This window comes from Pseudomonas gingeri, from assembly GCF_013385635.1.
Classification (GTDB): Bacteria; Pseudomonadota; Gammaproteobacteria; order Pseudomonadales; family Pseudomonadaceae; genus Aquipseudomonas; species Aquipseudomonas gingeri_A.
The window spans coordinates 340151-360055 of the sequence record NZ_JACAPR010000013.1 but is presented as its reverse complement, the minus strand read 5'-3'; the positions used below and the strand labels follow the sequence as shown (position 1 = coordinate 360055).

The following is a 19905-nucleotide window of genomic DNA, read 5'->3' as shown; positions in this document are numbered from 1 at the left end:
ACCTAGTCTCTGGGCAGCCGCGGGGAGACACTGGCGGGTGCTGAGCCCCTAGGAGAAGTGCGTGACCAACATCTCTCGAACCGCGCTGACCAGCGGCGCCTCACCAGGGCGCGGCGGTAACAGGCTGAACTCAACATCGGGCAGCGCCGGAAGCGATTGAGTCGACCGGTAGACTTCGGCTCCAGCAGGCACCGCTGAGCTGTTCAGGCACGCCACTCCCAGCCCTGCCATCAGCGCCGATTGCAGGCCCCCGACACCCGACGCTGAATGCGCAATGACATACGGTACCCCACGCGCATCCAGTAGATCGATGGTGAATCGCTGCAAACTACAATCCTGGGGAAGCACCACCAACGGCAGCGGCGCCAGGTGCTCGCGCTGCGCGTCAAACCCACTGAGTGCCACCCACCGCAGGGCCTCTCGTCGCACGGGGATGCCTTCGGGAAGGCTGCGCCCGTCAAGGATGCGCATCGACAGGCCGATATCGAATTCGCCGCTATTGGAGCCATTTTCGATTTGCAGGCTTTTGCGCACCGAAACATGCAACCGAAGCTGCGGATAGCGCGTGCGCAACCCCTTCAACATACCAGCGATGGCGCTCGGCAAAAAATAGTCGGTGATGGCCAGGCGCAGTTCCCCGGTCAGGGTCACACCGCGCATGTCCTCCAGCACACAATCACTCAAAGCGAGCAATTCAAGCGCATGTACCAACAACCGCTCTCCGGCGGGTGTGGGACTCACACCTTTTTTCCCGCGCTCCAGCAGCGTCACACCGGTAAATGTTTCCAGCTTGCGAAGTTGTTCACTGAGTGCTGACTGCGAGCGGCATAGCTTGGGCGCGGCCGCCGACAGGCTGCCGCACTCCAGGATCGTGACGAAGGAGCGCAGTTGCTCGAGATCAAACGGGCGCATATCTATCCTGCGTTTTTTCCGATAGATACCATTATATCTTCCCGTTTTTCAGAACCGGATAATTTTTTTACTCTGGCGCCTCACCCTATCCTTACGAGGAATTCCCCATGCCAGGCATCACCCTGAAAATCTCCGGCGAGCGCAATCCCGAGCTTGTCCGCCAACTCGTCCCGCAGCTCACCGCGCTGACGTGCGAAGTGCTTGAGAAGCGTCCGGAACAGACCTTGCTGATTCTCGATTTTGTGCCTCATGAGCAGTGGTTCATTCATGACCGCTCGCTGGCCGAACATGGACGTAATGCATTCCGCCTGGAAGTGACCGTCACCGATGAGACCAACACCAAAGCGCAAAAAGCGCGCTTCCATCGTGAAGCCTACGTGCTATTAGCCGAGTTGATAGGCAACCTGCATCCGCACTCCAATGTGCACATCATCGACTGCCGAGCCAGTGCCTATGGTTATGAAGGGGTTACTCAGGAGTACCGATATCAGCATGCTTAAGAGCAGGCGTTGTATGCGGACGCTGGATACACCGGTGTCGAGAAGCGTGAAGAGCACGAAAATCTTAATGTGATCTGGCAAGTGGCGGCTCGCTGCAGCACTTATTCCAAGCTGAATAAACGCGGCGTGTTCTACAAGGCCAATCGCAGATGGGTGCTGCTCCATGGTTTGACGTGCGATAGCCGATTCGGCTATGCCCGGGGAGGGCGCCGCAATAGTAATGCAGCACAGTCAGATGTTGCCCACCGGTTTGTGAGCAAGGATGTATTTTTTCTGACGTTCAACAACCGCACTGAATGGAGTGAGTGGGCTGATATACGAAGTCGATAGTGACAGGCCGGATACTCGCTTCATCGACTAAAAAATGTTGGTCATTCCAAAAAACGGGAAGCGAGGCTTCCCGTTTGTGCTTCTGGCGCGTCAACCTCTGACGCGGGCTTCCTGCATATCCAGCACTGAATCTATCTTCTGCTGCGCCAACTCGATCAAGTGCACCACACCCATCGCGACCTTGCGATCCGTGCCGGTCTGGTTGTCGGCGTTTTCATAGGCCGTAGCCGCTGCCGATTGCAGAATCGAGTAGACGTCGAGCAGGATGGTTTCCCGATCCGGCCAAGCTTAGTAGGCATGACCCGTATGACTACTTGAAGGGCGTTCTGGAGCGACTGCCAACGCAGCGCGCGATTGGAGTCGTTGAGTGATGCCCGCTCGCTTAAGGGGAGCAGGCCTAGACTCAGTCGTTAGGGAGTTTAGCGACAACCTTGATCTCAACATCGAAACCGTACAGCCAAGTGACCCCTACCGCCGTTACGGTGGGGAAAGGCGCCTCGCCCCAATACTCCGGCACGACCTCCCACACCTGTTCGAAAATCTTCTGCGGCTCAACCATGAAGACGGTAACGTCTTGGACATCATCAAAGCTGCAACCCGCTGCGGCCAGCACCGCGTTGAGATTCTCGAAAGCGCGTCGAACTTGTGCTTTGAGCTCTGGCTCTGGTGACCCATCTTCACGGCTGCCAACTTGCCCGGAAACGAAGAGCAAGCCATTGGCACGTACCGCAGCTGAATAACGATTGCGCTCGTAAAGGGCCTGACGGCGGGCGGGGAATACAACATCTCGTTGGTTCATCAGAAAACTCCAGCAGTTGGGAAGCGACATGAACACTTTACGGAGCTTGCTCGGGTGCAATAAACAGGTAATGCTGGCCATCACTGTTTGTAATATCCAAACAATATGGAGCCCCCATGGATCGTTTCGATGCCATGCAAGCCTTCGCGCGGGTGGTAGAAACCGGCAGCTTTACTCGGGCTGCCCACACCTTGCACATGAGCAAAACCACAGTGAGCCAACTTGTCCAGCAACTGGAGGCGCGCTTGCGCGTGAAGCTGCTCAATCGCACCACGCGCAAGGTGAAAATGACCGCCGATGGCACCGTCTACTACGAGCGGGTGCAATTCTTGTTGGCGGCGTTAGATGATGCTGAAACCGCGCTATCCAGTGCCGCAGCTGCGCCGCGTGGGCGCTTGCGGGTGGATGTGCCCAGTCCGCTGGCCCGGTTGCTACTGATTCCGGCGCTACCGGCATTCCATGAGCTCTACCCGGATATCCAGCTAGATCTGGGCGTGAGCGACCGTCATGTGAGCCTGATAGATGAGAGCGTCGATTGTGTGATTCGCGGCGGAGAGATCACCGACACTTCCCTGGTCGCGCGGCACATCGGCGACCTGCTGCTGGGAGTGTACGCAGCACCCTCATACCTGGCTCTCTATGGCGTGCCGGCACATCCACGCGAATTGCAGGAAGGCGAGCATCGTGTCGTGGGGTATCGATGGGCGCGAACAGGCAAAGCGCTCCCTTACACCTTGCGGCGCATGGGCGAACAGCTGGAAGTACACGGCCGACATGTGCTTGCCGTAGACGATGGCAATGCCTATCTAGCAGCCGGACAGGCTGGCCTGGGGGTACTATGGCTACCGCGATATATGGCTTTGCAACCAGTGGCGAGTGGCGAACTTGTGCCGCTGTTCGAGGACTGGGACATCGCGTCGATGCCGCTATATATGGCATATGCACCGAACCGCCATGTTAGCCGAAAATTACGTGTGTTCATGGACTGGGTAATGGAGTTGATGATCAAGCATGTGCCGGAGATTGCTCCGCCCACGCGCTGACACTCCATAGATCTCTGACACCGCCGCGCCTGGTTGCAGTGTAGTGGTCCAATGAAACCGGACCCCCATTCAGGCGAGAATACTCGCCAGATAGAGGTGTCTGATGACCAAGCAACGTCGTTCCTTTTCCGCTGAATTCAAACGCGAGGCCGCAGGCCTCGTGCTCGATCAAGGCTATAGCCATATCGAAGCCAGCCGCCCCCTCAGAACTGTGGGTTTGTGAGCAGTGACCTAAGCCTGTATCTGAAGCACGGGCTCAATATCCGCCAGTACCCATGATCGTTCGAAATAAGGTTCGAGTGGGCCGAAGAGGCGAAAGTAGGTGTACCAGGACTTGGCCGGTGTCGTCGGAATACAGTTCCTTTCATAGCCGGCCGGTGCAGTAGGGCCAAGGATGATGTCTATGGACCCATCGGGGTTCTTGAGCAGGTCCTGGCGTGAAGAACGATCGGCGATCTCCCGGGTGTTTCCAATCAGGCCGCGCGTCCGAGTGTCGTACAGCGTGACGGACCAGAAAAGTTTTGCCGGGACGTGCGCCGGTACCCGCAGGCGATAGGTTCTGCCGCCGTCGAACGCTGCTCCTGATTTGTCCTGATAAGCGGCGAGGTACGCGGAGCCCACCCCTGGCGTTTGGGTGAGGACTGCGGCCGATGTCCCGGTGACTTCGTAAAAGAATGCCGTCCGTTCCTCCAGCAGCGCTCCTGTGGGCCCGTCTTGCTCATTGTCGTAATGGGGGGCGATGAGGTACTCCCAGCGAGTGTCCTCTCGATAGTGGATACCGGCCAGGCGCTTGCTGAAAGCTGTCACCTTGGCCATGGCCTCGCCCATCGATGCGGCTTTTTCCAGGATAAGCCGCTGGCGTTCGTCCGGCGCAAAGACGCGGTTCATTTCGATACCCAGAGGTCTGAGCATGGCCGCGAAGAAGCGGTCGCGTTCCTCCACGGGCTCGTCCCGCAGCGCGTTCGCCAGTCTGGACCAGTAAGCCATGCCGCCAGGATGGGCCATGCTGGTGAGTTCGCCTTCAGGCTTGAAACGCAGCAGGCGTGCGGACTGCGGCACCTGACCGCTGTTGCAGAAGGCCACTTTCGTGGTGGAGAACACCGTCGCCACCTTGTCGGGGTCGGTATCCAGACCACGGCAGAACATCATTACCTTGCAGGTGCGTGAGTGCAGGATATGTGCGTCGGCAGGAACGGCAGCGGGAGCAACATGGCCCGGCCCGACCAGGACATACACCGCGCCGTTGCCAGCATCCGGGCCGGTCATGCCGACATCGGTCAGTGGGCGATCCCACCAGTCAATCAGCGAGCCCGCCGTGGCGCCGGGCGGGTAATGAAGCATCATCGGCCCGTGGGACAGATCGAAGTAGGCGAAGACATAGGGGGTTGTGACGTTCGAGCCCAGCATCACGCTGACCTCACGATAACCATGGACGAGCACAAGATCACCGCTATGGGCGTCTGCATTGTCGACGAGCATTTGTCGCGCGCTCTCCATGCCGACGATGGGCACGCTCCACAGGTAGCACTGGGTGGCCCGTTGGAAATCCATCTCGTCGTACAGGTGCTCAACGTCATCGGGTGTCGGCATACCGAGGTTGAATGTCATAAACTCATCTCGAGTCTTCAGGTGGTCCGCGATGTGGGTTGCATGCTCGGCGCCCATCGTGGTTCTGATGGCGCTCAGGACAGCCAAGCCAGCCGTCATTTTTAACGCGTCTCTTCTGTTGATCGACATTACCCAATCTCTATTTTTCAAACTGGATAAAATCCTAGCATTGGCCTGTTGCCACCCTTGTGGCAACAGTGTCGATAACCCGTGTCAGCGCGGGTTCATGTTCAGCGCAGTCATCGCGTATAAGGAGTGTCATGCGTCGAGCAGATCGTTTATTTCAGGTCATCCAGATATTGCGCAGGCGAGGAACGGTAACGGCTGCGGGCATCGCCGAAGAGCTGGAGGTGTCGCGCCGAACCGTCTACCGGGATATCCAGGACATGATGGCCAATGGTGTGCCTATCGTGGGCGAAGCCGGCATCGGTTTCGCGTTGCGCGCTGGGTATGATTTGCCGCCGTTGATGTTCAACGAGCAGGAACTGGAAGCGTTGGTGCTGGGCGCTCGAATTCTCCAATCCTGTGCGGACCCGCAATTGGGAAGGGCTGCGGACGACGTGATCGCCAAGATACGCGCAGTATTGCCACAGAAGCTGCGGCCGCATATCGACGCGCTATCGTTGTGGGCGCCTGGCGATCCTCAACAGGAATCGATTTCCATCGACCGTGCGGCGCTGAGAGCGGCCATTCGATACCAGCGCAAGATCAACTTCGCTTACATCGATCTGCAAGACGTCGCTTCTGTTCGCACCGTTCGCCCGCTCATCATGGCCTTCTATGGTCCCGTTTGGCTGTTGGCGGCCTGGTGTGAAATGAGGAACGCATTCAGGGTGTTCCGCCTGGATCGCATGGCCGAGATGTCAGTGCTCGATGAGCCATTCCGACAAGAGCGCGGAAAAACGGCGGCCGACTTCCTCAAGCAAGACGCCGGGTACAAGCATCAGTGAGGCCACAGGGAGGCACCGCCATGTCCAGTTCTCGCCAATATCTGAATTTTGTCCTGGAACAACTGGAGCCTCTGGGCTCGGTGGCCAGCAAGCGCATGTTTGGATGCACGGGCATTTACCTGAACGGCCTGATGTTCGCACTCATTGATGGCGACGACGGTGTGTATGTCAAATCCGACGCCGACAGCGTAGGCTTTTTCGAGGCCGCGCAGTGTTATCCCTTTACCTATCAGTCACGCGGTCGCGAGGTGGCGCTGTCGTATTGGTCCATTCCCCATAGTGCGTTGGATGACCGCGATGAGCTGCTGCTGTGGGCGCGGCGCGGCGTGGAGGCTGCGGTCCGTGCCTCACAGAAAGGTCGCCTTTCAGGCAGCTGATACGCCTGCCGTCAACTACGCTCCACTCGACAGGACGCCCCGGGGCGTCACCATGGACGCTGTTGGGGAGGGAGTTCAATGTGCAGTTGGGGGCTTAACGAAGTCAGGGTCGCGGTGCTGGATGTCATTGATACCTACGTCAATGACCTTTGCACGTGTGCTCCGGCGCAGGGTGGCACTCTCCTGTACCCGGGCTCGGGCGCTGACATCGCCAACGCATTGTTCTCCTCAGCCAGCCGGATCGACACTTTTGTCTTCGTGGACAATTGGCAGGGTGGCGGCGGTGTCGAGGTCGCGTTTGAGAAAATTGCTGAAGCCTTGCGCAAAGCCATCCCTGATGATGCTGCTCCCGAGCCGCTTGCCGCTGAGGATGTGCGGGCGTTCGCGACCCAGATCAATATCGCCTCTGCCTGTCCGATGCTGGCCTTCCAGTTCATGTTCAAGGGCAGGGCCAGGCGGCTGCTGTTCTTGCGCACCTCGTTGGAACGCTTCTTTACCGACAATGGCGGCTTTCGATGCCATGTGGTTTTCGTCAAGGACCTGGGCGGAACCACCTCCACGGTCTCCTGCGAGATGGCGCTACCGTGCCTGCATCTGCACGGATTGTTCGTGACCAACGAAACCATTCTGCACATTCAACTGTATGGCCTAAGACGTCTGGTCAGTCTTGTCGGGGTCGGGTATGGGGATACGGTCGTGGCGCATAAAGTGCGCGATTTGGATGTGGGTATTCTTCAGGGCGTGAGTGAATTCGCTGATCAACTCAAGCGCGCCGCCGATGCGTTTTTTGCGGAGTATGAGGACACCTATGACTTTCTTTCCCTGAATTATGGGGCGGTTCAGCCTCATGAGATCAAGATCCTTGCCGACGGTATGGCACGGATAAGACCCCTGCTGACACCCTACGGGTTGACACCTGACGAGCAGTTCGAGATCTGCAAGAGCGTGCTCCAGGCCGGCACCTGGGTGCCTCAATGGGATCATGACATTCCCGCCTATCTGGCTGCGTGGCAGTTACAGCATATGCAGGCGCACACGGCCATGCTCCTGAACCGACCCCGCCCACCTGGACGCCCTCGTACGATCAAGCCGAGTTTTCACTAGGTCGTCTCCCATTGTAGAACGCGGTGACAGTTTCCTTGCTCACGGATCGACCGGGGGAGGGGCGCGATTACCGGCTGCTCGGCGCCAGGGCGCGCCCAGCGTTGGGCGATAAGCAAAACGGGAAGCCAGGCCTCCCGTTCGGTGCAGCGCCTTGTCAGCCGTTGGCGCTGACGCTCAACTCATTGAGCATCGCATCCATTCTCAGCTGTGCCAGCTCAATCAGGTGCACCACACCCATCGCTACCTTGCGATTCGTGCCGGTCTGGTTGTCGGCGTTTTCATAGGCCGTGGCTGCCGCGGATTGCAGAATCGAGTAGACGTCGAGCAGGATGGTTTCCCGGTCCCTGGGCAGAGGCAAGTCTTCCAGTAGCACGGTGACAGGGACGGGCTTCGAACCTGCCTTGGGCCCAAGGTCATAGTGAGACAAGGCCAGGTCGGCGATACGAGAGTCGATGTTTACGGCGTTGGGTGATGCAGGCGGATTGGGGGTTACTTTGAACATATTTGCACTTCCAATGTTAAGTGGAACTGCCAGCTATCGCTGCTAAACGAGGGGTGGCAGCTGTACGCAGGTTAGCAGACCGGAACATTGGGAATCCGGCGCACCCGTGAGGGTGCCCTGCGCACAGCCACCATAAAGCGGAGGCAAAAAATACCACCCGATTAGGGTGGCGCTGTGCGCCCAATGTTAAGTTCCAGGCTGCTAAACCCGATCACTGATGATCAGTGATGAGTCGAAGCCTAGCGCTGCGATTGGGTGCAAACAAGTGGTCAGGATTTTCTAGGAAATTTCACTCAATGGAAAGAGTTCTATCCTGCTGGCGGCTCGAAATCACTGGCCATACGGGACAAATAAAACATGTTGTAACGTTTGCGAAACACCCAATCGTTCTTTTGTCCTGCGTGACCGTTAAAAGCAACAGCTCTCTGCTGACGAATCCGTCTCTTATCGAGAAAAGTCCTATAGGTGCTTTTACGGGCCGCCTGCAAAGCTGAATCGTGCGTCGGCTGACTGGACCGTGCCGAGCGCGAAAACTCAACTGCGAGGTCAGAAGCATGGTTGCTGAAGCAAGGAAGAAAGGACTCATCTACCGTTTGGGCTATGGGGTTGGTTGGCTTTCTCGTCGTTATTTCGGGTACGAGAAAGCGCTTCTGGGATGTATGACGAGGAAAGGCATGCCCGCTGCTTTTACGGGCATGCTGGGGTGGTGTGTGAGGCTGGGGATTGATAGGCGGCTTTTTGTATCTGGCGTTCTGGGTGGCGGTTATTGCGATGGGGCTGTTTTTCTTGACGATAATCCCGGTAAGCAATTTGAATTCTGAAGGAAAAATAGTTGCCTCTGACGGTGATAAGCTGTGTCCCGATCCTTACTCATTGGAAAGTATGAACAATCCAGCTTTCTATCATGATCTCTGGGAATAGGCCGTCTATTTTCTTAGAGGGCCTTTCAGTTGACTAGTTATTAAGCTTGCTCCGCTACCTCCTTGTTGCTTGGCGTTGTTGGTTCCTTCTGACAGCCCTTGGAGAACTGTTCCTGCGCGGATTCCTGCCCAAGTTAATGAAGCCAACCAAAATGTCGGCAGAATGATGAATAGCATGCCCATCACAAAATTCAACAACATATTAGCCTGTGTGTTGTTCATCCCCAGCAACAGGTTCAGGTTCGAATGCGGCGAGTCCCATCCGTAAAGCGCATCGAGAATGGTGGTGTCGAGCCAGCGGGCAAGCTGAAACCAGAAGTCCACAAAGATGATCGCGAACTGCACCACTGAAACGGTGATGGTTGCCTTCAAGTCGTAGGTGCTGAACATCAGCACCAGGGGAATGCAGATCACCAGCGCCATCTTCAGCGCCGCTGTCACCATCGGCAGCGCCTGGCGCATGACATCCATGGCCGGAAAGTAGGCCGCTGTACCTACGGTGAGGCCGACAGCCCCCGTCACGCGGCTCACGTCGTTGAACATCGAGCCGCCGACCTGTCCGCCATAATCGCTGTAGGCCCGGCCCTGTGTCATGGTCTAGCTGCTCGGCGAGACGATCTGCCGAACGATCGCGTCGTTCACTTCCTCCTGGCTGACAAAGTTTGCCCATCGCGCGAAGCGCTCGATCAGGCTGCTTTCCACCTCGGCCAGCAAGCGCGACCGCAGCCCTTTGTCCCCATCGTTCCACCACTGATTGCAGGTCGGGTACCCACCACCGTTTGCCACCTGGGCCAGGCCCATGTCCCGATCAGGATCATAGGGCCATTCGCTCCGCGGCGACTTGGAGTGATAGGTGTCGTAGTACCCGGACTGCTCCCTGAAGTACCTGGAGCCGATCCAGTTGATGTCGTGGGTTTGCTCCAGGCTCAGGGTGGGGCGATTCATGAACAGTTTCGCCCGCGAGTAGCCGTAGCAATCGTTGGTGAAATCGGCGACTTCCTGACCCAGCAAGGGATCGTGCAGGCGGGTGTTGTACACCTGCATGCGCATCTGCCGTAGATCGGTCCCGCAGGGGATGGCGGCCACGGCGGCGCCGGTCACGGCCTTGGACATCGAGTGCACGAAGAACCACCAGACCGGCACCAGCGCCGTCTGGCCATTCAGTGTGGTGAAGGATCGTCCCCAGCCGGTGTCCTGGGGAATAGGCTGAAGAACCTGGCATTGTTCCGAGCGACTTTGATCGAACTGCAGGGTGCCGAGGTCCAGGTGGATGAAGGGGATCCCGGCGAACATGATCACCGCCGTCGCCAGCCATAGGCGGGTTTCGATGCTGGCGCTGGCCGCCAGCACACTGTTGCCATCGGGTCCTTTCTCACGTCCCTTGAACCACTCCTGAAGCACGATGACCAGAAACGGCAGCGCGAACAGGCCGGAGTCCGTGAGCACCTCCCAAATTCCGTTGCCGACCAGCCAACCCACCAGTGTCAGGTAATATTCCAGGTAATCATTGGCGTAGAGCGTCATGTCAGGCTCCCCAGCGCGCATACGCCCGCAGCAGTTCCATCAGCAGCAACAGCAGGGCCAGGCCCTTGGCGGATCGTACAAGCCCCTGGGTAAGTGCGGGTCGGTCGATCAGCAGCCGTTTTCTGAAGCGCAGGCAGCCCCAGATCAGTAGGCTGTACAACAGGGCTCTCCAGGTCACGAAATACCAGTAGGTGTCCTCTCTCCAGGCCTGCCAGGCGGGTAGTCCCTGCATGATGTAGATACCGCCGATGTTGAACGCAGCAGCAATGAAGATGACCAGCAAGGTGACCGCAATCGGCCCCGTAGGCAGTCGTTTGGAGCCTCGTGGGGAGGTGCTTTCATCGGGGCAATTATTGATGCGGTGGGGATCATGGCGAGAGAAGTGCATGACGTGGCTCCTGAGAAAGAAGCCTTCAATCCTCATCAATGCCTCACAGGATCACAGCCGTAAAACTGGTTTGCGGACTGCACCTTTGCTTATGGTGATTGCCCGGGAGCTGGTTTAGATTCTGGACTGGCCCAGTATGCCGGTCGAGTGATGATCCCCCGGCATCTGGATAAAACCCTGAAGACGCCGATAGCCTCTCAAGGCCGTTTCACAATTCTTCCCCAGGGAATAGGGCCTTTGATTTGCTGAAAATCAGCATTGCAGTTGCAAGGTGTACCAACAGGGAGGTCAACACTCAGACGGCAGTTGGCGATAGCCCCACTGCAATACTCACTGAGTGGTCGTAGTGCACCCACGCCATTACCTATCCCTGGACATCCGCAGGCCCCGCCGATACTGCCTTGGCCCATTGGACATGACCATTTTCCTGGAGGAATGGCACAGGCGTTTGGTGGCGTTAAGGGCGCTAGTTTTTTTACGATCGCCTTGATAGTCGATAAGCTAATAGGGTTTTCAGAGGTTTTCTGCCCCCGGCTTATCAGTTGATCAACTACAAATCCTGTGTCATCGGATCTGGCAGACGCAAGGCCTCGTACTGCTTTGAAAAAGCGTTCCTGTTCTGGGTTGTTTTCTTTCGTTTTCACATCTGATGGTGGTAGTCCCAATGTTTTTTCGTTTTCAGATTTTAGTTGTTCAGCCTTCTTTGCATCGTCAGCCTCTTTCTGCATTAGGTATCTGGCCCCCAGCATTTCTTTCTTTGTTTCTGCCAGGTCAATCCAACTTTTTCCGACTTTAGCAGGGGTCAGTGATTTCAGAATTTGTGATACGCCAGGAGATATAAACTCGTCGGTTAGCGCATCCCACACTTTCTCTACAATATTCCCATCATTTTCGAGAGATTCATCGCCAAGTCGAAGAAGTAGTTCATAGGCTGCGTCCTTTGCTTCTTTGACTCGAAGCTTTTCTTCCTCTGTAGCCTTCGCCAAGGCTGCTTGTTTGGCGGCCTCTTCTGCCTTGGCCTGTGATTTTTTGATTTCGTCGCCGGATGGCTCGCCTTTTGGGTTGCCGTGGGGGCCTCCATAGGGAACAGATACATCGATGGGGGGGAGATTGAAGGTTTCTTGTGCTGAATATGAGCCATCAATATCAAGGGGATCCATGTCGAAGGAACCCGCGCTTATGCCCTTCGCATGAACCATAAGCGGAAAGAAAGATAAGGCTACCAGGAGGGGAACTACGACTGGGTTGTTCATAACGGGTGACCTGGCTTGAGAGTGTACGGCAAGCATATCTTGGATATGGCATTTCGCCATGTGTAGAGGTCCAATGAAACCGGACATCCATTTATGAGTGGCCATGGCGATCGCCCCATGAGACATGACCGGTCGAGGTGTACACGTCGAAGCCAGCGTGACGGGGCGATGGTGTTTTTCACCCAACCGGCACTCGAATAGGTCCTACTGAGGCGTGGTTTACGATTCAGTCGGATGGGACATTGCACATCGAGTTCTTGATGATGCTCTGCAAGCTTTGGGGGCCTTGCAAGGCCTTGGGTTTCAGCCCGCGAAACATCAGCGGTCATGAGGTTGTCGACGTCTCCTATGTGGACGAGCATTCGAAGACTTGCTGGACGGTGACCCTGTACAAGAGCAATGCCGAAGAGTTGCAACGCTTGTTGCCGCCCAAGACCTGATTCGTGATCTGCAAGGCGGGAGGTCCGGCCTGTCGCCTATCCGCATAACCAGATCAACCTTTGGCGCTGACGAGCTGCTTGTCCCACCCATTCAGCCCGACAGAACGGGAGACTCGACCTCCGGTTCTGTCGTTGCAAAACCTGTCACAACCGGGCGTAGTGCACCTTGCTCAGACCGAGAATGCCATAGGTGTTTCGCAGGTTCTCGTCCGTGGGCTCCTTGTCGCGAAGCCAGCGTACAGAAAGCCCCAGGTAGCACGCCCATTGGGCTCCCTGCTTGAAAGCAAGCCACTGCCTGGTTTTGGCCATTACCTCCAGATACTGATTGACCAGAATGTACTGGGTCTCACCAGCACTGTACTTGGCATGCAGGAATGCCTCCCGGTAATGAGGGGCCGCAGTGGTGTAGTCCTCGGCTCTGTAGGCAATAACACCTCGCAGCCAGTGGAGTAACCACGGCAGGCGCTCCGACAGGCCATTGTCCTTCATCTGCAGGGCGAGCTGATCGACCTCCTGCACTGTGGCCGAGGGCTTGTTCTTGAGGGCAAGCGCACGATCGAGGTAGACCTCCAATCCCGCCGGTTTATCCAGTTGCCAGCGAGCAATGACGTCTTGCCGGACCTTTGCGGCATACGAGCCATAACGCTTGTCCAGCCAGCGGATCACCTCCGGGCTTACAGCGCCCTTGCTGTCCATGTAGTGCGTCATCAATTCGTCCGCGGCGCTGCGTTTGGCTTCGAAAAAGCCCCAGAAACTGGGGGCCATCCTCGTGCCGAGTAGCACCTTTTCGCGAGCATCGTCGATGTTTCTTTCGCGGATTTCCTCTTCCAGGTTGCGCATGTACTCATCGATTTCCGCATTCATCCAACCCGCATACAGCTGGATTTGTCCGGCGAGCTCCTGCAGGTACGGTTCGCCAAAGGCATCTCTCGCATCCAGGGCGATGCAGGTCGTGATGCGAGCGATCGCGGCGCACGTGACAATGGCGTTCTGTAGTTGTTGATCGACAGGCTTGCCGGCTTGTGCCTGCGCAGCGAATGAGTCCTCGAGGTTCTTGACGAGCACGGGCAGCGAGGGGGGGCGCTTGGCCTTCTTCCAACTGCGTGCGGCTCGCTCGTTGCGCTTGAGGTTGTCATTCGGATCGTCCACCCCACAAGGGTGGTGGAACGTCGCCAGCGTTTGGCCGCAGGCGTCGTAGGCCCATGACAGCACCTTGTCGAGTGGCATGAACCATGCCTGATGTTCATCCCGGGTTGGCAGGTACCAAAACGCTTCGGGAGGGTGCGCCGATGCGTAGATATGCCCTTGGTACTTTATCCAGTCCCGAGCGAGTGCACGCACGGCGCCCTCGACGGCATAAGTCGTCAGGAAGTATCGGGTGGTGTCCGCTTTCGTGAGAAAGGTACCAATGCTTTTCACCATCGAGGCATACGACTCGTAAAGGTCGTTCAGCAGCTCGGTGATTTGAGTCGCCCGAAAGGGGCACCGGATATAGCGTGAAAGGGTCTTGGCATGGAGCTGGATAATCTCCTCCATGTTTTTCTGCAAGTGACAGTCTTCCTTGGCGATGCGTTCCAGGCGCTTGCGAAAGCTCTTTGCCTCGACTTCATCGAACTCGGTGTCGTCCTCGCGATCACGCGCCTTGCGGGGCAGTATCCCGCTGGCATCGACCAGGTACTTCAGCACTTCGCCGAGGGTGGGCGAGGTATATAGTCTTTCCATCATGGCTCCTTATGGGGCATCCCTGCCCGTGAAGATGTTACTTCTGATTGGGGTTCAGTTGCTTGCCGCGATTGCCATGCACCTGGGCGTTGGTTGGGTTCGAACCGCTGGTGCCCCGGTTGGCGTTCAGGGCATCGGAACGCTGGTTTTGCTGTTGGCGCTGTTGCGAGGGTTGTTTCTGCGACATGGGGGTTACTCCTGTGTTGGAGTTCGCACGATAAACGCGTACCGGTAAATTCGACGACGTCGAAAAAGGCGACGTGTTTTTCATAGGCCGAAAGGGATTCGGTCAAACCTGAAGGCGCTGGTCTTTTCGGTTGAGCGACACCAGCCAGGCCACGACCGTACCGCTGGCCGTCGAGATGACGTCGCGCGGTATCCGTGCGGATTTGCGCAAGTCAGCTTTCGTCTTTGGTAATTGTTGCTGCGCAGCCGACTCCCTATCTTGAATCGATGTAAATGCCCGGCATGCATCGGGTATTGCTCAAGAGCTCCGTCCTACAAGAAGCGTTTTCGCTACCTGCCAATAAAAAACGAGCCTGGGATGAATCATGAAACTCTACGAACTTTTCGGTTATGACCGCCACGGTGTTGTCAGCGAACTCGACACCGCGCTCAGTAAAGGAAAACTCAATACCAAGGACGTCAGCTTCTCTGCTTTGGGCTTCAACGCGCCGGCCTGGGTGGCCGCATCCTCGATGTCGATCCTCTATTCGATCTCCGGCCATCAAGCGCCCCTGGCGATCCTGATCGCCTTCTTCTTTCCCATGCTGGTACTGGCCGTATGCATGGTGTCGCTGACACGCCAGGCACCGTCGGCGGGGGGCATCTTTACCTTCTGCTCGCGCTTTTTGCACCCGGACGTCGGCTGTATCCTGGGCTGGACCTACGCCGTCGCCTGCATTGCCGTCACGCCGATGTGCGCGCTGATCGGCTCCGAATACATCCAGGCGCTGATTCCCTCCCTGGCCGGCGAGCTCAACGCGAAGATCATCGGTACGTTGCTGATCGCGACCTTCTTCGCGGTGTCGGTGCGCGGGGTTGGAGTGACCGCGAAGCTCGCCAGTACCTTTCTGGTTTTCGAGATAGCCGTGGTCGCCGGCCTCGGTTTCATGGGGTTGATCCATCCCCAGGTCGAGAACCTGTCCTTTGCCTCGATGTATTCGCTGCAAGGCGCCGGCGGTCTGGCGGCGATCGGCCCGGGCGTGCTGTTTGGCGTGTGGATGCTGGCGAACTTCGATTCGGCCATCAACTACATCGAAGAGGCGCGTGTGCCGGTGCGTACCGTGCAGCGCTCGCTGCTGATCGTCCTGACCTCGGCGTTCGTGATCTACAGCCTGGCGGCCATCGGCTGGCAGTACGCGGTTCCGGTAGAGCAATTGGCCGCGATTGTTGAAAACGGCAACGGCGGGCCCATCGCCGCGGTCGCCAATGTCTACCTGCCACCGGCCATGGCCTGGCTGGCGCTGTTCGTGGTGATTACCTCGGCCTGTGCCGGCCTGCAGATTTCGTCCAATTCATCGGCGCGCACGCTGTATCGGATGAGTGAAGAGGGTCATCTTCCCGGTACGTTTCGCGCGGTCAACCGCTTCAAGGCGCCGTGGTTCACCCTGGGCCTGGTGTCGCTTGCCGGTATCGCCCTGGTCTGGTGGAAGCCGCTGGACAAGATCGTCTGGTATTACGACGTGGTCACCATCACCCTGGTGATGTCCTACATCTCGGCACTGGCGGCCTTCATGGTCATGACCTGGAAGCAGCACAAGGCGCCCACCGCAATCCTGCTTTCGATCCCCGCCTTGTTGGCGCTGTTTGTGCTCGCCTATATCGGCTACACCGCCGGGGCCAACCCGGTGTCCCCGGAAGATCTCCATACCGCCTGGTACCTGGGTGCGCTGTCACTGGTGACCGGCGTGCTGATCGTGGTCTCGGGCAAGCGCCGCCGCAAAGTGGCCGGAGCGATACCGGCGAAGGCGTGAAGCCGTTCCCTGAGCTTTCCCTTTCTTATCGCCCATTCATCTGCTGACAACCAGGAGCAATATTGATGGCCAATGATTTTCCGCAACCTCTGGACGCCGCCGTCATCCCTCGTTTTGCCGGTATGCCGAGCTTTATGCGCCTGCCGATATTCACCGACCCGGCCGACGTGCAGATCGCCTTGCTGGGCATCCCCTGGGATGGCGGTACCACCAACCGCGCAGGCGCCCGGCATGGTCCGCGGGAGGTGCGCAACCAGTCGAGTATGATGCGCAAGGTGCACCACGTCAGTCATATTGCCCCCTATGACCTGGTGCGGGTTGGCGATCTGGGGGATGCGCCGGTCAATCCCATTGATCTGCTCGATTCGCTCAAGCGTATCGAAGCGTTCTATCGGCAGGTCCATGAGGTCGGCACCGTGCCGCTGTCCGTCGGTGGCGATCATCTGGTGACGTTACCGATCTTTCGCGCCATCGCCCGGGACCGGCCGATCGGCATGGTCCATTTTGACGCTCACTCCGACACCAATGACCGTTATTTCGGCGACAACCTCTACACTCACGGCACGCCGTTTCGCCGTGCGATCGAGGAAGGGCTGCTGGACCCCAAGCGCACGGTGCAGATTGGTATCCGCGGTTCGATCTATTCCGCAGAAGACGAAGACTTCGCCAGGGACTGCGGCATCCGTGTGATCCACATGGAGGAGTTCGCCGACATCGGCGTTGCCGCAACCATTGCCGAGGCGCGGCGCATCGTGGGTGACGAGCCCACCTATGTCACCTTCGATGTCGATGTGCTGGACCCGGCCTTTGCCCCGGGGACGGGCACCCCCGAGATCGGTGGCGTCACCACCTTGCAGGCGCAGCAACTGATTCGAGGCCTGCAAGGCCTGAACCTGGTCGGTGCCGATGTCGTGGAAGTGTCGCCGCCCTTTGACGTGGGCGGGGCCACGGCGCTGGTGGGGGCAACCATGATGTTCGAGCTGCTGTGCATTCTCGCCGACTCGATCAAGCGTCGCTCGTAGAAGGAGTCGCATCGATGATCGCCTGGCCTGAGAACAAACGCTTCGCCGTGACCTTGAGTTTCGACCTGGATGCAGAAAGCGCCTGGGAGCCATCCAGCCTGTCCGGGCGCCGGCTCTCCCTGCTGTCGATGGGGGCCTATGGCCGCCGTGTCGGAGTGCCGCGCCTGCTGGAGCTGCTTGCCCGCTACGGTATCCGCGCGCAGTTTTATATTCCCGCCCGAGTGGCCGAGATCGACCCCGAGGGGGTGCGCAGCATTGCCGCTGCCGGGCACGGGATTGGCTGCCACGGCTACTTCCATGAGCGTGTCGACGAGCAGACGCCCGAGCAGAACCTGCAGATTCTCAAAGACTCCAAGGCCCTCCTGGAAGCCACCATCGACCGGCCGGTCACCCATTACCGCGCACCCTTGTGGGAGTTGACTCCGGACGTCGTCGATTCACTCCTCGCCCTGGGTTTTCACAGTGACAGCAGCCTGATGGGCGATGACCGGCCGTATCGTGTCGGCAGTCCCGAAAAGAGCCTGCTGGAGCTGCCCGTTAGTTGGTTGCTGGACGATTGGGAGCAGTTCGCCTACTCGGCGGAGCCGGCGGTGGGCAGTGTGATCGAAGACCCGGACAAGGTCTTGCGACTCTGGTCGGCGGAGCTGGAAGGCATGCGTCACTACGCCAGCCATTTCATTCTGACCATGCACCCGCAACTGATCGGTCGCGCCTCGCGCATCGCGATGCTGGAGCGTCTGATCCAGCAGATTCAGCGCTATGACGATGCCTGGATCTGTACGCCTGATGATGTCTACGCTCGCTGGCAGGCGGGCGACCTGGTGCTGCCGCTGTACCCTTACTGAGGACGGATCATGAACATACTGGTAACCGGGGCCAACGGGTTTCTTGGTCAGGAAGTGGTGCGTCAGTTACTGGCCCGGGGAGACGAGGTGGTGGGCTACGACCGCAGCCTGGTGTGCGCCATCGAGCACGCGGCATATCGCTACGTGCAAGGTGACCTGGCCGACCTGGCGAGTCTGCTGGAGAGCTGCCGCAGCCGCCCGGTCGACGTGATCATTCATACCGCGGCGATCTCGCACCCGGTGGACTCGCGGCGCATTCCGCTGCAAACGGTGCTGACCAATGCCCTGGGCACCACCCATGTCTTCGAATGCGCCCGGCTCAGCGGTATTGCCCGGGTGGTCAATCTCAGTTCCGAATGTGCCTACGGACCCAATCGGGAAATGGACGTGATCGACGAGCGCGCGCCCCTTGAGCCGACCACGCCGTATGGCTGTACCAAGGTGTTCACCGAAAAGCTCGGCCAGGTCTACAGCGACCTGTATCAGGTCAGCGTGGTGTCGCTGCGTCCGGGCTGGATCTACGGTCCCGGGCAGTTCATGCAGTGCTACCTCAAGAGCATGCTCAGAAGCGCGATCGACAACGAGCCGTGGCATGAGGAGGAAGGTGGCGATTACCGCTTTCAGTACGTGCACGTGGTGGACGTCGCCCACGCCTGTGTCCTGGCGGCCAATGTTCAGGAAGAGCGCTTGCAGCAACGGGTGTTCAATGTGACGGCCGGCGAGCAGGACAGTTACCGGGCCGTCGCGGCACGGATTCGCAAGGTCTACCCCCAGGCCCAGCTCAGTATCGGTCCCGGTAGCTTGAGCGTGCTCGATGACAATGCGCGCTTCGATATTTCGGCGGCGGGCGGGCAACTGGGCTACCGCCCCCGGTTCTCCCTGGAGGAAGGCATTGCCATGTATGCGCAGTGGCTGGAACAGCATCCCTACTAATGGCCTGAAAGCCGAGGTGATTGATGAAAACCTATCTGGTAACCGGTGCTGCACAAGGCATCGGCCGCGCGGTCGCGCTTGCGCTCGGTGAACAGGGCAGTCTTGCCGTGCTTAACGACCTGCAGGAAAGCCCGGCGCTGCTGGCCCTGGCCGATGAGCTGAAGGCGCGAGGGGTGGAGGTGCGTCTTGCCCTGGGCGATGTGTCGGATCCGGCAACGGCGGAGCGTGCATTTTCCGGTCTGCAACGCCTGGATGTGCTGGTCAACAACGCGGGGTTCTTGCAGGAAGCGCCGCTGAGCGAGCTCAGCTTCGAGGCCTGGGACCGGATGATCCGCGTGCATCTGTATGGGGCGTTCCTGTTCTGCAAACCGGCGGCGGCCCTGATGACCCGCCAGGGCAGCGGCGCTATCGTCAATATCGCCTCCGATCTCGGGCAACTCGGGTGCGCCAATCTCTGCCATTACTCGGCTGCGAAAGGTGGAATCATTGCCCTGACCAAATCGTTGGCGCGAGAGTTGGCGGCCCATGGTATACGGGTAAACGGGGTTGCCCCCGGCGGCACCTTGACACCGATGGTCGAACGCCTGGGCGAGGCTTATATTCGCGAGGAAGCGTTACGTTACCCGATGCTGCGGCTGGGTACGGCGCAAGAAATCGCCGCCGCGGTGATCTTCCTTGCCTCGGCGCAGGCCAGTTTCATGACCGGGCAGATTCTGGGGGTCAATGGCGGCGGTGTAATGAACGGCTGATTGTGCTC

Annotated in this window: 21 protein-coding genes and 3 pseudogenes; 14 read left to right on the top strand and 10 right to left on the bottom strand. The window is 58.3% G+C overall.

The features are described 5' to 3' along the window. Nucleotides 1-48: 48 nt before the first annotated feature. On the bottom strand, nt 49-912 hold the full coding sequence (locus tag HX851_RS42580; RefSeq protein ID WP_177064003.1) for a LysR family transcriptional regulator: 864 nt from the start codon (nt 910-912) through the stop codon (nt 49-51). Nucleotides 913-1019: 107 nt separating this feature from the next. On the opposite strand from HX851_RS42580, the gene HX851_RS42575 reads away from it, so the two are divergent. After that, a complete protein-coding gene (locus tag HX851_RS42575) occupies nt 1020-1412 on the top strand; it encodes a tautomerase family protein (protein ID WP_017125934.1) in 393 nt (130 codons plus the stop codon). Continuing rightward, nucleotides 1413-1562 (top strand): annotated as a pseudogene (locus HX851_RS42570) (IS5/IS1182 family transposase); the annotation flags it as partial. A gap of 270 nt (nt 1563-1832) precedes the next feature. Here the strand turns inward: HX851_RS42570 and HX851_RS45540 are convergent. Both HX851_RS45540 and HX851_RS42565 read right to left on the bottom strand, forming a co-directional pair. Then, nucleotides 1833-2009 carry a DUF6124 family protein gene (locus HX851_RS45540; protein WP_439899232.1) on the bottom strand — a complete coding sequence of 59 codons (177 nt, stop codon included), beginning with the start codon at nt 2007-2009 and terminating at the stop codon, nt 1833-1835. A 136-nt stretch (nt 2010-2145) separates the two neighbouring features. After that, nucleotides 2146-2541, bottom strand: a complete 396-nt coding sequence (locus tag HX851_RS42565) for a RidA family protein (RefSeq protein WP_017125932.1) — start codon at nt 2539-2541, stop codon at nt 2146-2148. Nucleotides 2542-2657: 116 nt separating this feature from the next. Here HX851_RS42565 and HX851_RS42560 point away from each other — a divergent pair, with 116 nt between their 5' ends. Together HX851_RS42560 and HX851_RS42555 are read left to right on the top strand one after the other, a co-directional pair. Then, nucleotides 2658-3584 (top strand): LysR family transcriptional regulator, encoded by a 927-nt coding sequence (locus tag HX851_RS42560; RefSeq protein ID WP_017125931.1) that lies wholly within the window; start codon nt 2658-2660, stop codon nt 3582-3584. 103 nt (nt 3585-3687) lie between these two features. After that, nucleotides 3688-3789, top strand: a pseudogene (locus HX851_RS42555) (transposase); the annotation flags it as partial. 26 nt (nt 3790-3815) lie between these two features. Here the strand turns inward: HX851_RS42555 and HX851_RS42550 are convergent. After that, complete coding sequence (locus HX851_RS42550) at nt 3816-5321, bottom strand: DUF1214 domain-containing protein (protein WP_177064002.1); 1506 nt, start codon at nt 5319-5321, stop codon at nt 3816-3818. A gap of 131 nt (nt 5322-5452) precedes the next feature. On the opposite strand from HX851_RS42550, the gene HX851_RS42545 reads away from it, so the two are divergent. The 3 genes from HX851_RS42545 to HX851_RS42535 all read left to right on the top strand — a co-directional run bounded on the left by HX851_RS42545 (nt 5453) and on the right by HX851_RS42535 (nt 7623). Beyond that, nucleotides 5453-6142 (top strand): helix-turn-helix transcriptional regulator, encoded by a 690-nt coding sequence (locus HX851_RS42545; protein WP_177064001.1) that lies wholly within the window; start codon nt 5453-5455, stop codon nt 6140-6142. A gap of 20 nt (nt 6143-6162) precedes the next feature. Continuing rightward, on the top strand, nt 6163-6519 hold the full coding sequence (locus tag HX851_RS42540) for a TfoX/Sxy family protein (protein WP_177064000.1): 357 nt from the start codon (nt 6163-6165) through the stop codon (nt 6517-6519). Nucleotides 6520-6597: 78 nt separating this feature from the next. After that, nucleotides 6598-7623 carry a hypothetical protein gene (locus HX851_RS42535; RefSeq protein WP_177063999.1) on the top strand — a complete coding sequence of 342 codons (1026 nt, stop codon included), beginning with the start codon at nt 6598-6600 and terminating at the stop codon, nt 7621-7623. A gap of 154 nt (nt 7624-7777) precedes the next feature. Here HX851_RS42535 and HX851_RS42530 read toward each other — a convergent pair whose 3' ends face one another. Continuing rightward, nucleotides 7778-8125 carry a DUF6124 family protein gene (locus HX851_RS42530; RefSeq protein WP_256262748.1) on the bottom strand — a complete coding sequence of 116 codons (348 nt, stop codon included), beginning with the start codon at nt 8123-8125 and terminating at the stop codon, nt 7778-7780. A 554-nt stretch (nt 8126-8679) separates the two neighbouring features. Between HX851_RS42530 and HX851_RS42525 the strand changes: the two genes are divergently transcribed. Next, complete coding sequence (locus tag HX851_RS42525) at nt 8680-8946, top strand: hypothetical protein (RefSeq protein WP_177063998.1); 267 nt, start codon at nt 8680-8682, stop codon at nt 8944-8946. A gap of 105 nt (nt 8947-9051) precedes the next feature. Here HX851_RS42525 and HX851_RS42520 read toward each other — a convergent pair. From HX851_RS42520 to HX851_RS42510, 3 genes and pseudogenes are all read right to left on the bottom strand, one after another. After that, nucleotides 9052-10569, bottom strand: a pseudogene (locus HX851_RS42520) (conjugal transfer protein TraG N-terminal domain-containing protein). 1 nt (nt 10570) lies between these two features. Continuing rightward, nucleotides 10571-10957 (bottom strand): hypothetical protein, encoded by a 387-nt coding sequence (locus HX851_RS42515; RefSeq protein ID WP_177063997.1) that lies wholly within the window; start codon nt 10955-10957, stop codon nt 10571-10573. Nucleotides 10958-11154: 197 nt separating this feature from the next. Then, the gene (locus tag HX851_RS42510) at nt 11155-12210 is read right to left on the bottom strand and encodes a hypothetical protein (protein WP_158683266.1); all 1056 of its coding nucleotides are present in this window, start codon (nt 12208-12210) and stop codon (nt 11155-11157) included. A gap of 260 nt (nt 12211-12470) precedes the next feature. Between HX851_RS42510 and HX851_RS42505 the strand changes: the two genes are divergently transcribed. Continuing rightward, on the top strand, nt 12471-12650 hold the full coding sequence (locus HX851_RS42505) for a hypothetical protein (protein WP_146049215.1): 180 nt from the start codon (nt 12471-12473) through the stop codon (nt 12648-12650). Between the two features lie 144 nt (nt 12651-12794). Here HX851_RS42505 and HX851_RS42500 read toward each other — a convergent pair whose 3' ends face one another. Both HX851_RS42500 and HX851_RS42495 read right to left on the bottom strand, forming a co-directional pair. Then, the gene (locus tag HX851_RS42500; RefSeq protein WP_177063996.1) at nt 12795-14372 is read right to left on the bottom strand and encodes a hypothetical protein; all 1578 of its coding nucleotides are present in this window, start codon (nt 14370-14372) and stop codon (nt 12795-12797) included. Between the two features lie 37 nt (nt 14373-14409). Beyond that, on the bottom strand, nt 14410-14559 hold the full coding sequence (locus tag HX851_RS42495) for a hypothetical protein (RefSeq protein ID WP_017128645.1): 150 nt from the start codon (nt 14557-14559) through the stop codon (nt 14410-14412). Nucleotides 14560-14923: 364 nt separating this feature from the next. On the opposite strand from HX851_RS42495, the gene HX851_RS42490 reads away from it, so the two are divergent. The 5 genes from HX851_RS42490 to HX851_RS42470 all read left to right on the top strand — a co-directional run bounded on the left by HX851_RS42490 (nt 14924) and on the right by HX851_RS42470 (nt 19897). Continuing rightward, complete coding sequence (locus HX851_RS42490; protein WP_017128644.1) at nt 14924-16348, top strand: APC family permease; 1425 nt, start codon at nt 14924-14926, stop codon at nt 16346-16348. Nucleotides 16349-16413: 65 nt separating this feature from the next. After that, complete coding sequence (speB, locus tag HX851_RS42485) at nt 16414-17370, top strand: agmatinase (RefSeq protein WP_017128643.1); 957 nt, start codon at nt 16414-16416, stop codon at nt 17368-17370. 14 nt (nt 17371-17384) lie between these two features. Continuing rightward, on the top strand, nt 17385-18215 hold the full coding sequence (locus HX851_RS42480; RefSeq protein WP_017128642.1) for a polysaccharide deacetylase family protein: 831 nt from the start codon (nt 17385-17387) through the stop codon (nt 18213-18215). Nucleotides 18216-18224: 9 nt separating this feature from the next. Continuing rightward, nucleotides 18225-19148, top strand: coding sequence for an NAD-dependent epimerase/dehydratase family protein (locus tag HX851_RS42475; RefSeq protein ID WP_017128641.1), 924 nt, complete (start codon nt 18225-18227; stop codon nt 19146-19148). A gap of 23 nt (nt 19149-19171) precedes the next feature. After that, nucleotides 19172-19897: an SDR family NAD(P)-dependent oxidoreductase gene (locus tag HX851_RS42470; protein WP_177063995.1), complete on the top strand. Its 726-nt coding sequence runs from the start codon at nt 19172-19174 to the stop codon at nt 19895-19897. Nucleotides 19898-19905: the final 8 nt, after the last annotated feature.

Bases quoted from the DNA above. Each gene is read 5' to 3' on its own strand.
- HX851_RS42510 (WP_158683266.1), bottom strand. From the start codon at position 12,210: ATGAACAACCCAGTCGTAGTTCCCCTCCTGGTAGCCTTATCTTTCTTT.
- HX851_RS42505 (WP_146049215.1), top strand. From the start codon at position 12,471: ATGATGCTCTGCAAGCTTTGGGGGCCTTGCAAGGCCTTGGGTTTCAGC.
- HX851_RS42560 (WP_017125931.1), top strand. From the start codon at position 2,658: ATGGATCGTTTCGATGCCATGCAAGCCTTCGCGCGGGTGGTAGAAACC.
- HX851_RS42495 (WP_017128645.1), bottom strand. From the start codon at position 14,559: ATGTCGCAGAAACAACCCTCGCAACAGCGCCAACAGCAAAACCAGCGT.
- HX851_RS42545 (WP_177064001.1), top strand. From the start codon at position 5,453: ATGCGTCGAGCAGATCGTTTATTTCAGGTCATCCAGATATTGCGCAGG.
- HX851_RS42500 (WP_177063996.1), bottom strand. From the start codon at position 14,372: ATGGAAAGACTATATACCTCGCCCACCCTCGGCGAAGTGCTGAAGTAC.
- HX851_RS42490 (WP_017128644.1), top strand. From the start codon at position 14,924: ATGAAACTCTACGAACTTTTCGGTTATGACCGCCACGGTGTTGTCAGC.
- HX851_RS42535 (WP_177063999.1), top strand. From the start codon at position 6,598: ATGTGCAGTTGGGGGCTTAACGAAGTCAGGGTCGCGGTGCTGGATGTC.
- HX851_RS42565 (WP_017125932.1), bottom strand. From the start codon at position 2,541: ATGAACCAACGAGATGTTGTATTCCCCGCCCGCCGTCAGGCCCTTTAC.
- HX851_RS42530 (WP_256262748.1), bottom strand. From the start codon at position 8,125: ATGTTCAAAGTAACCCCCAATCCGCCTGCATCACCCAACGCCGTAAAC.
- HX851_RS42480 (WP_017128642.1), top strand. From the start codon at position 17,385: ATGATCGCCTGGCCTGAGAACAAACGCTTCGCCGTGACCTTGAGTTTC.
- HX851_RS42580 (WP_177064003.1), bottom strand. From the start codon at position 912: ATGCGCCCGTTTGATCTCGAGCAACTGCGCTCCTTCGTCACGATCCTG.
- HX851_RS42515 (WP_177063997.1), bottom strand. From the start codon at position 10,957: ATGCACTTCTCTCGCCATGATCCCCACCGCATCAATAATTGCCCCGAT.
- HX851_RS42575 (WP_017125934.1), top strand. From the start codon at position 1,020: ATGCCAGGCATCACCCTGAAAATCTCCGGCGAGCGCAATCCCGAGCTT.
- HX851_RS42550 (WP_177064002.1), bottom strand. From the start codon at position 5,321: ATGTCGATCAACAGAAGAGACGCGTTAAAAATGACGGCTGGCTTGGCT.
- HX851_RS42525 (WP_177063998.1), top strand. From the start codon at position 8,680: ATGGTTGCTGAAGCAAGGAAGAAAGGACTCATCTACCGTTTGGGCTAT.
- HX851_RS42475 (WP_017128641.1), top strand. From the start codon at position 18,225: ATGAACATACTGGTAACCGGGGCCAACGGGTTTCTTGGTCAGGAAGTG.
- HX851_RS42540 (WP_177064000.1), top strand. From the start codon at position 6,163: ATGTCCAGTTCTCGCCAATATCTGAATTTTGTCCTGGAACAACTGGAG.
- HX851_RS42470 (WP_177063995.1), top strand. From the start codon at position 19,172: ATGAAAACCTATCTGGTAACCGGTGCTGCACAAGGCATCGGCCGCGCG.
- speB (WP_017128643.1), top strand. From the start codon at position 16,414: ATGGCCAATGATTTTCCGCAACCTCTGGACGCCGCCGTCATCCCTCGT.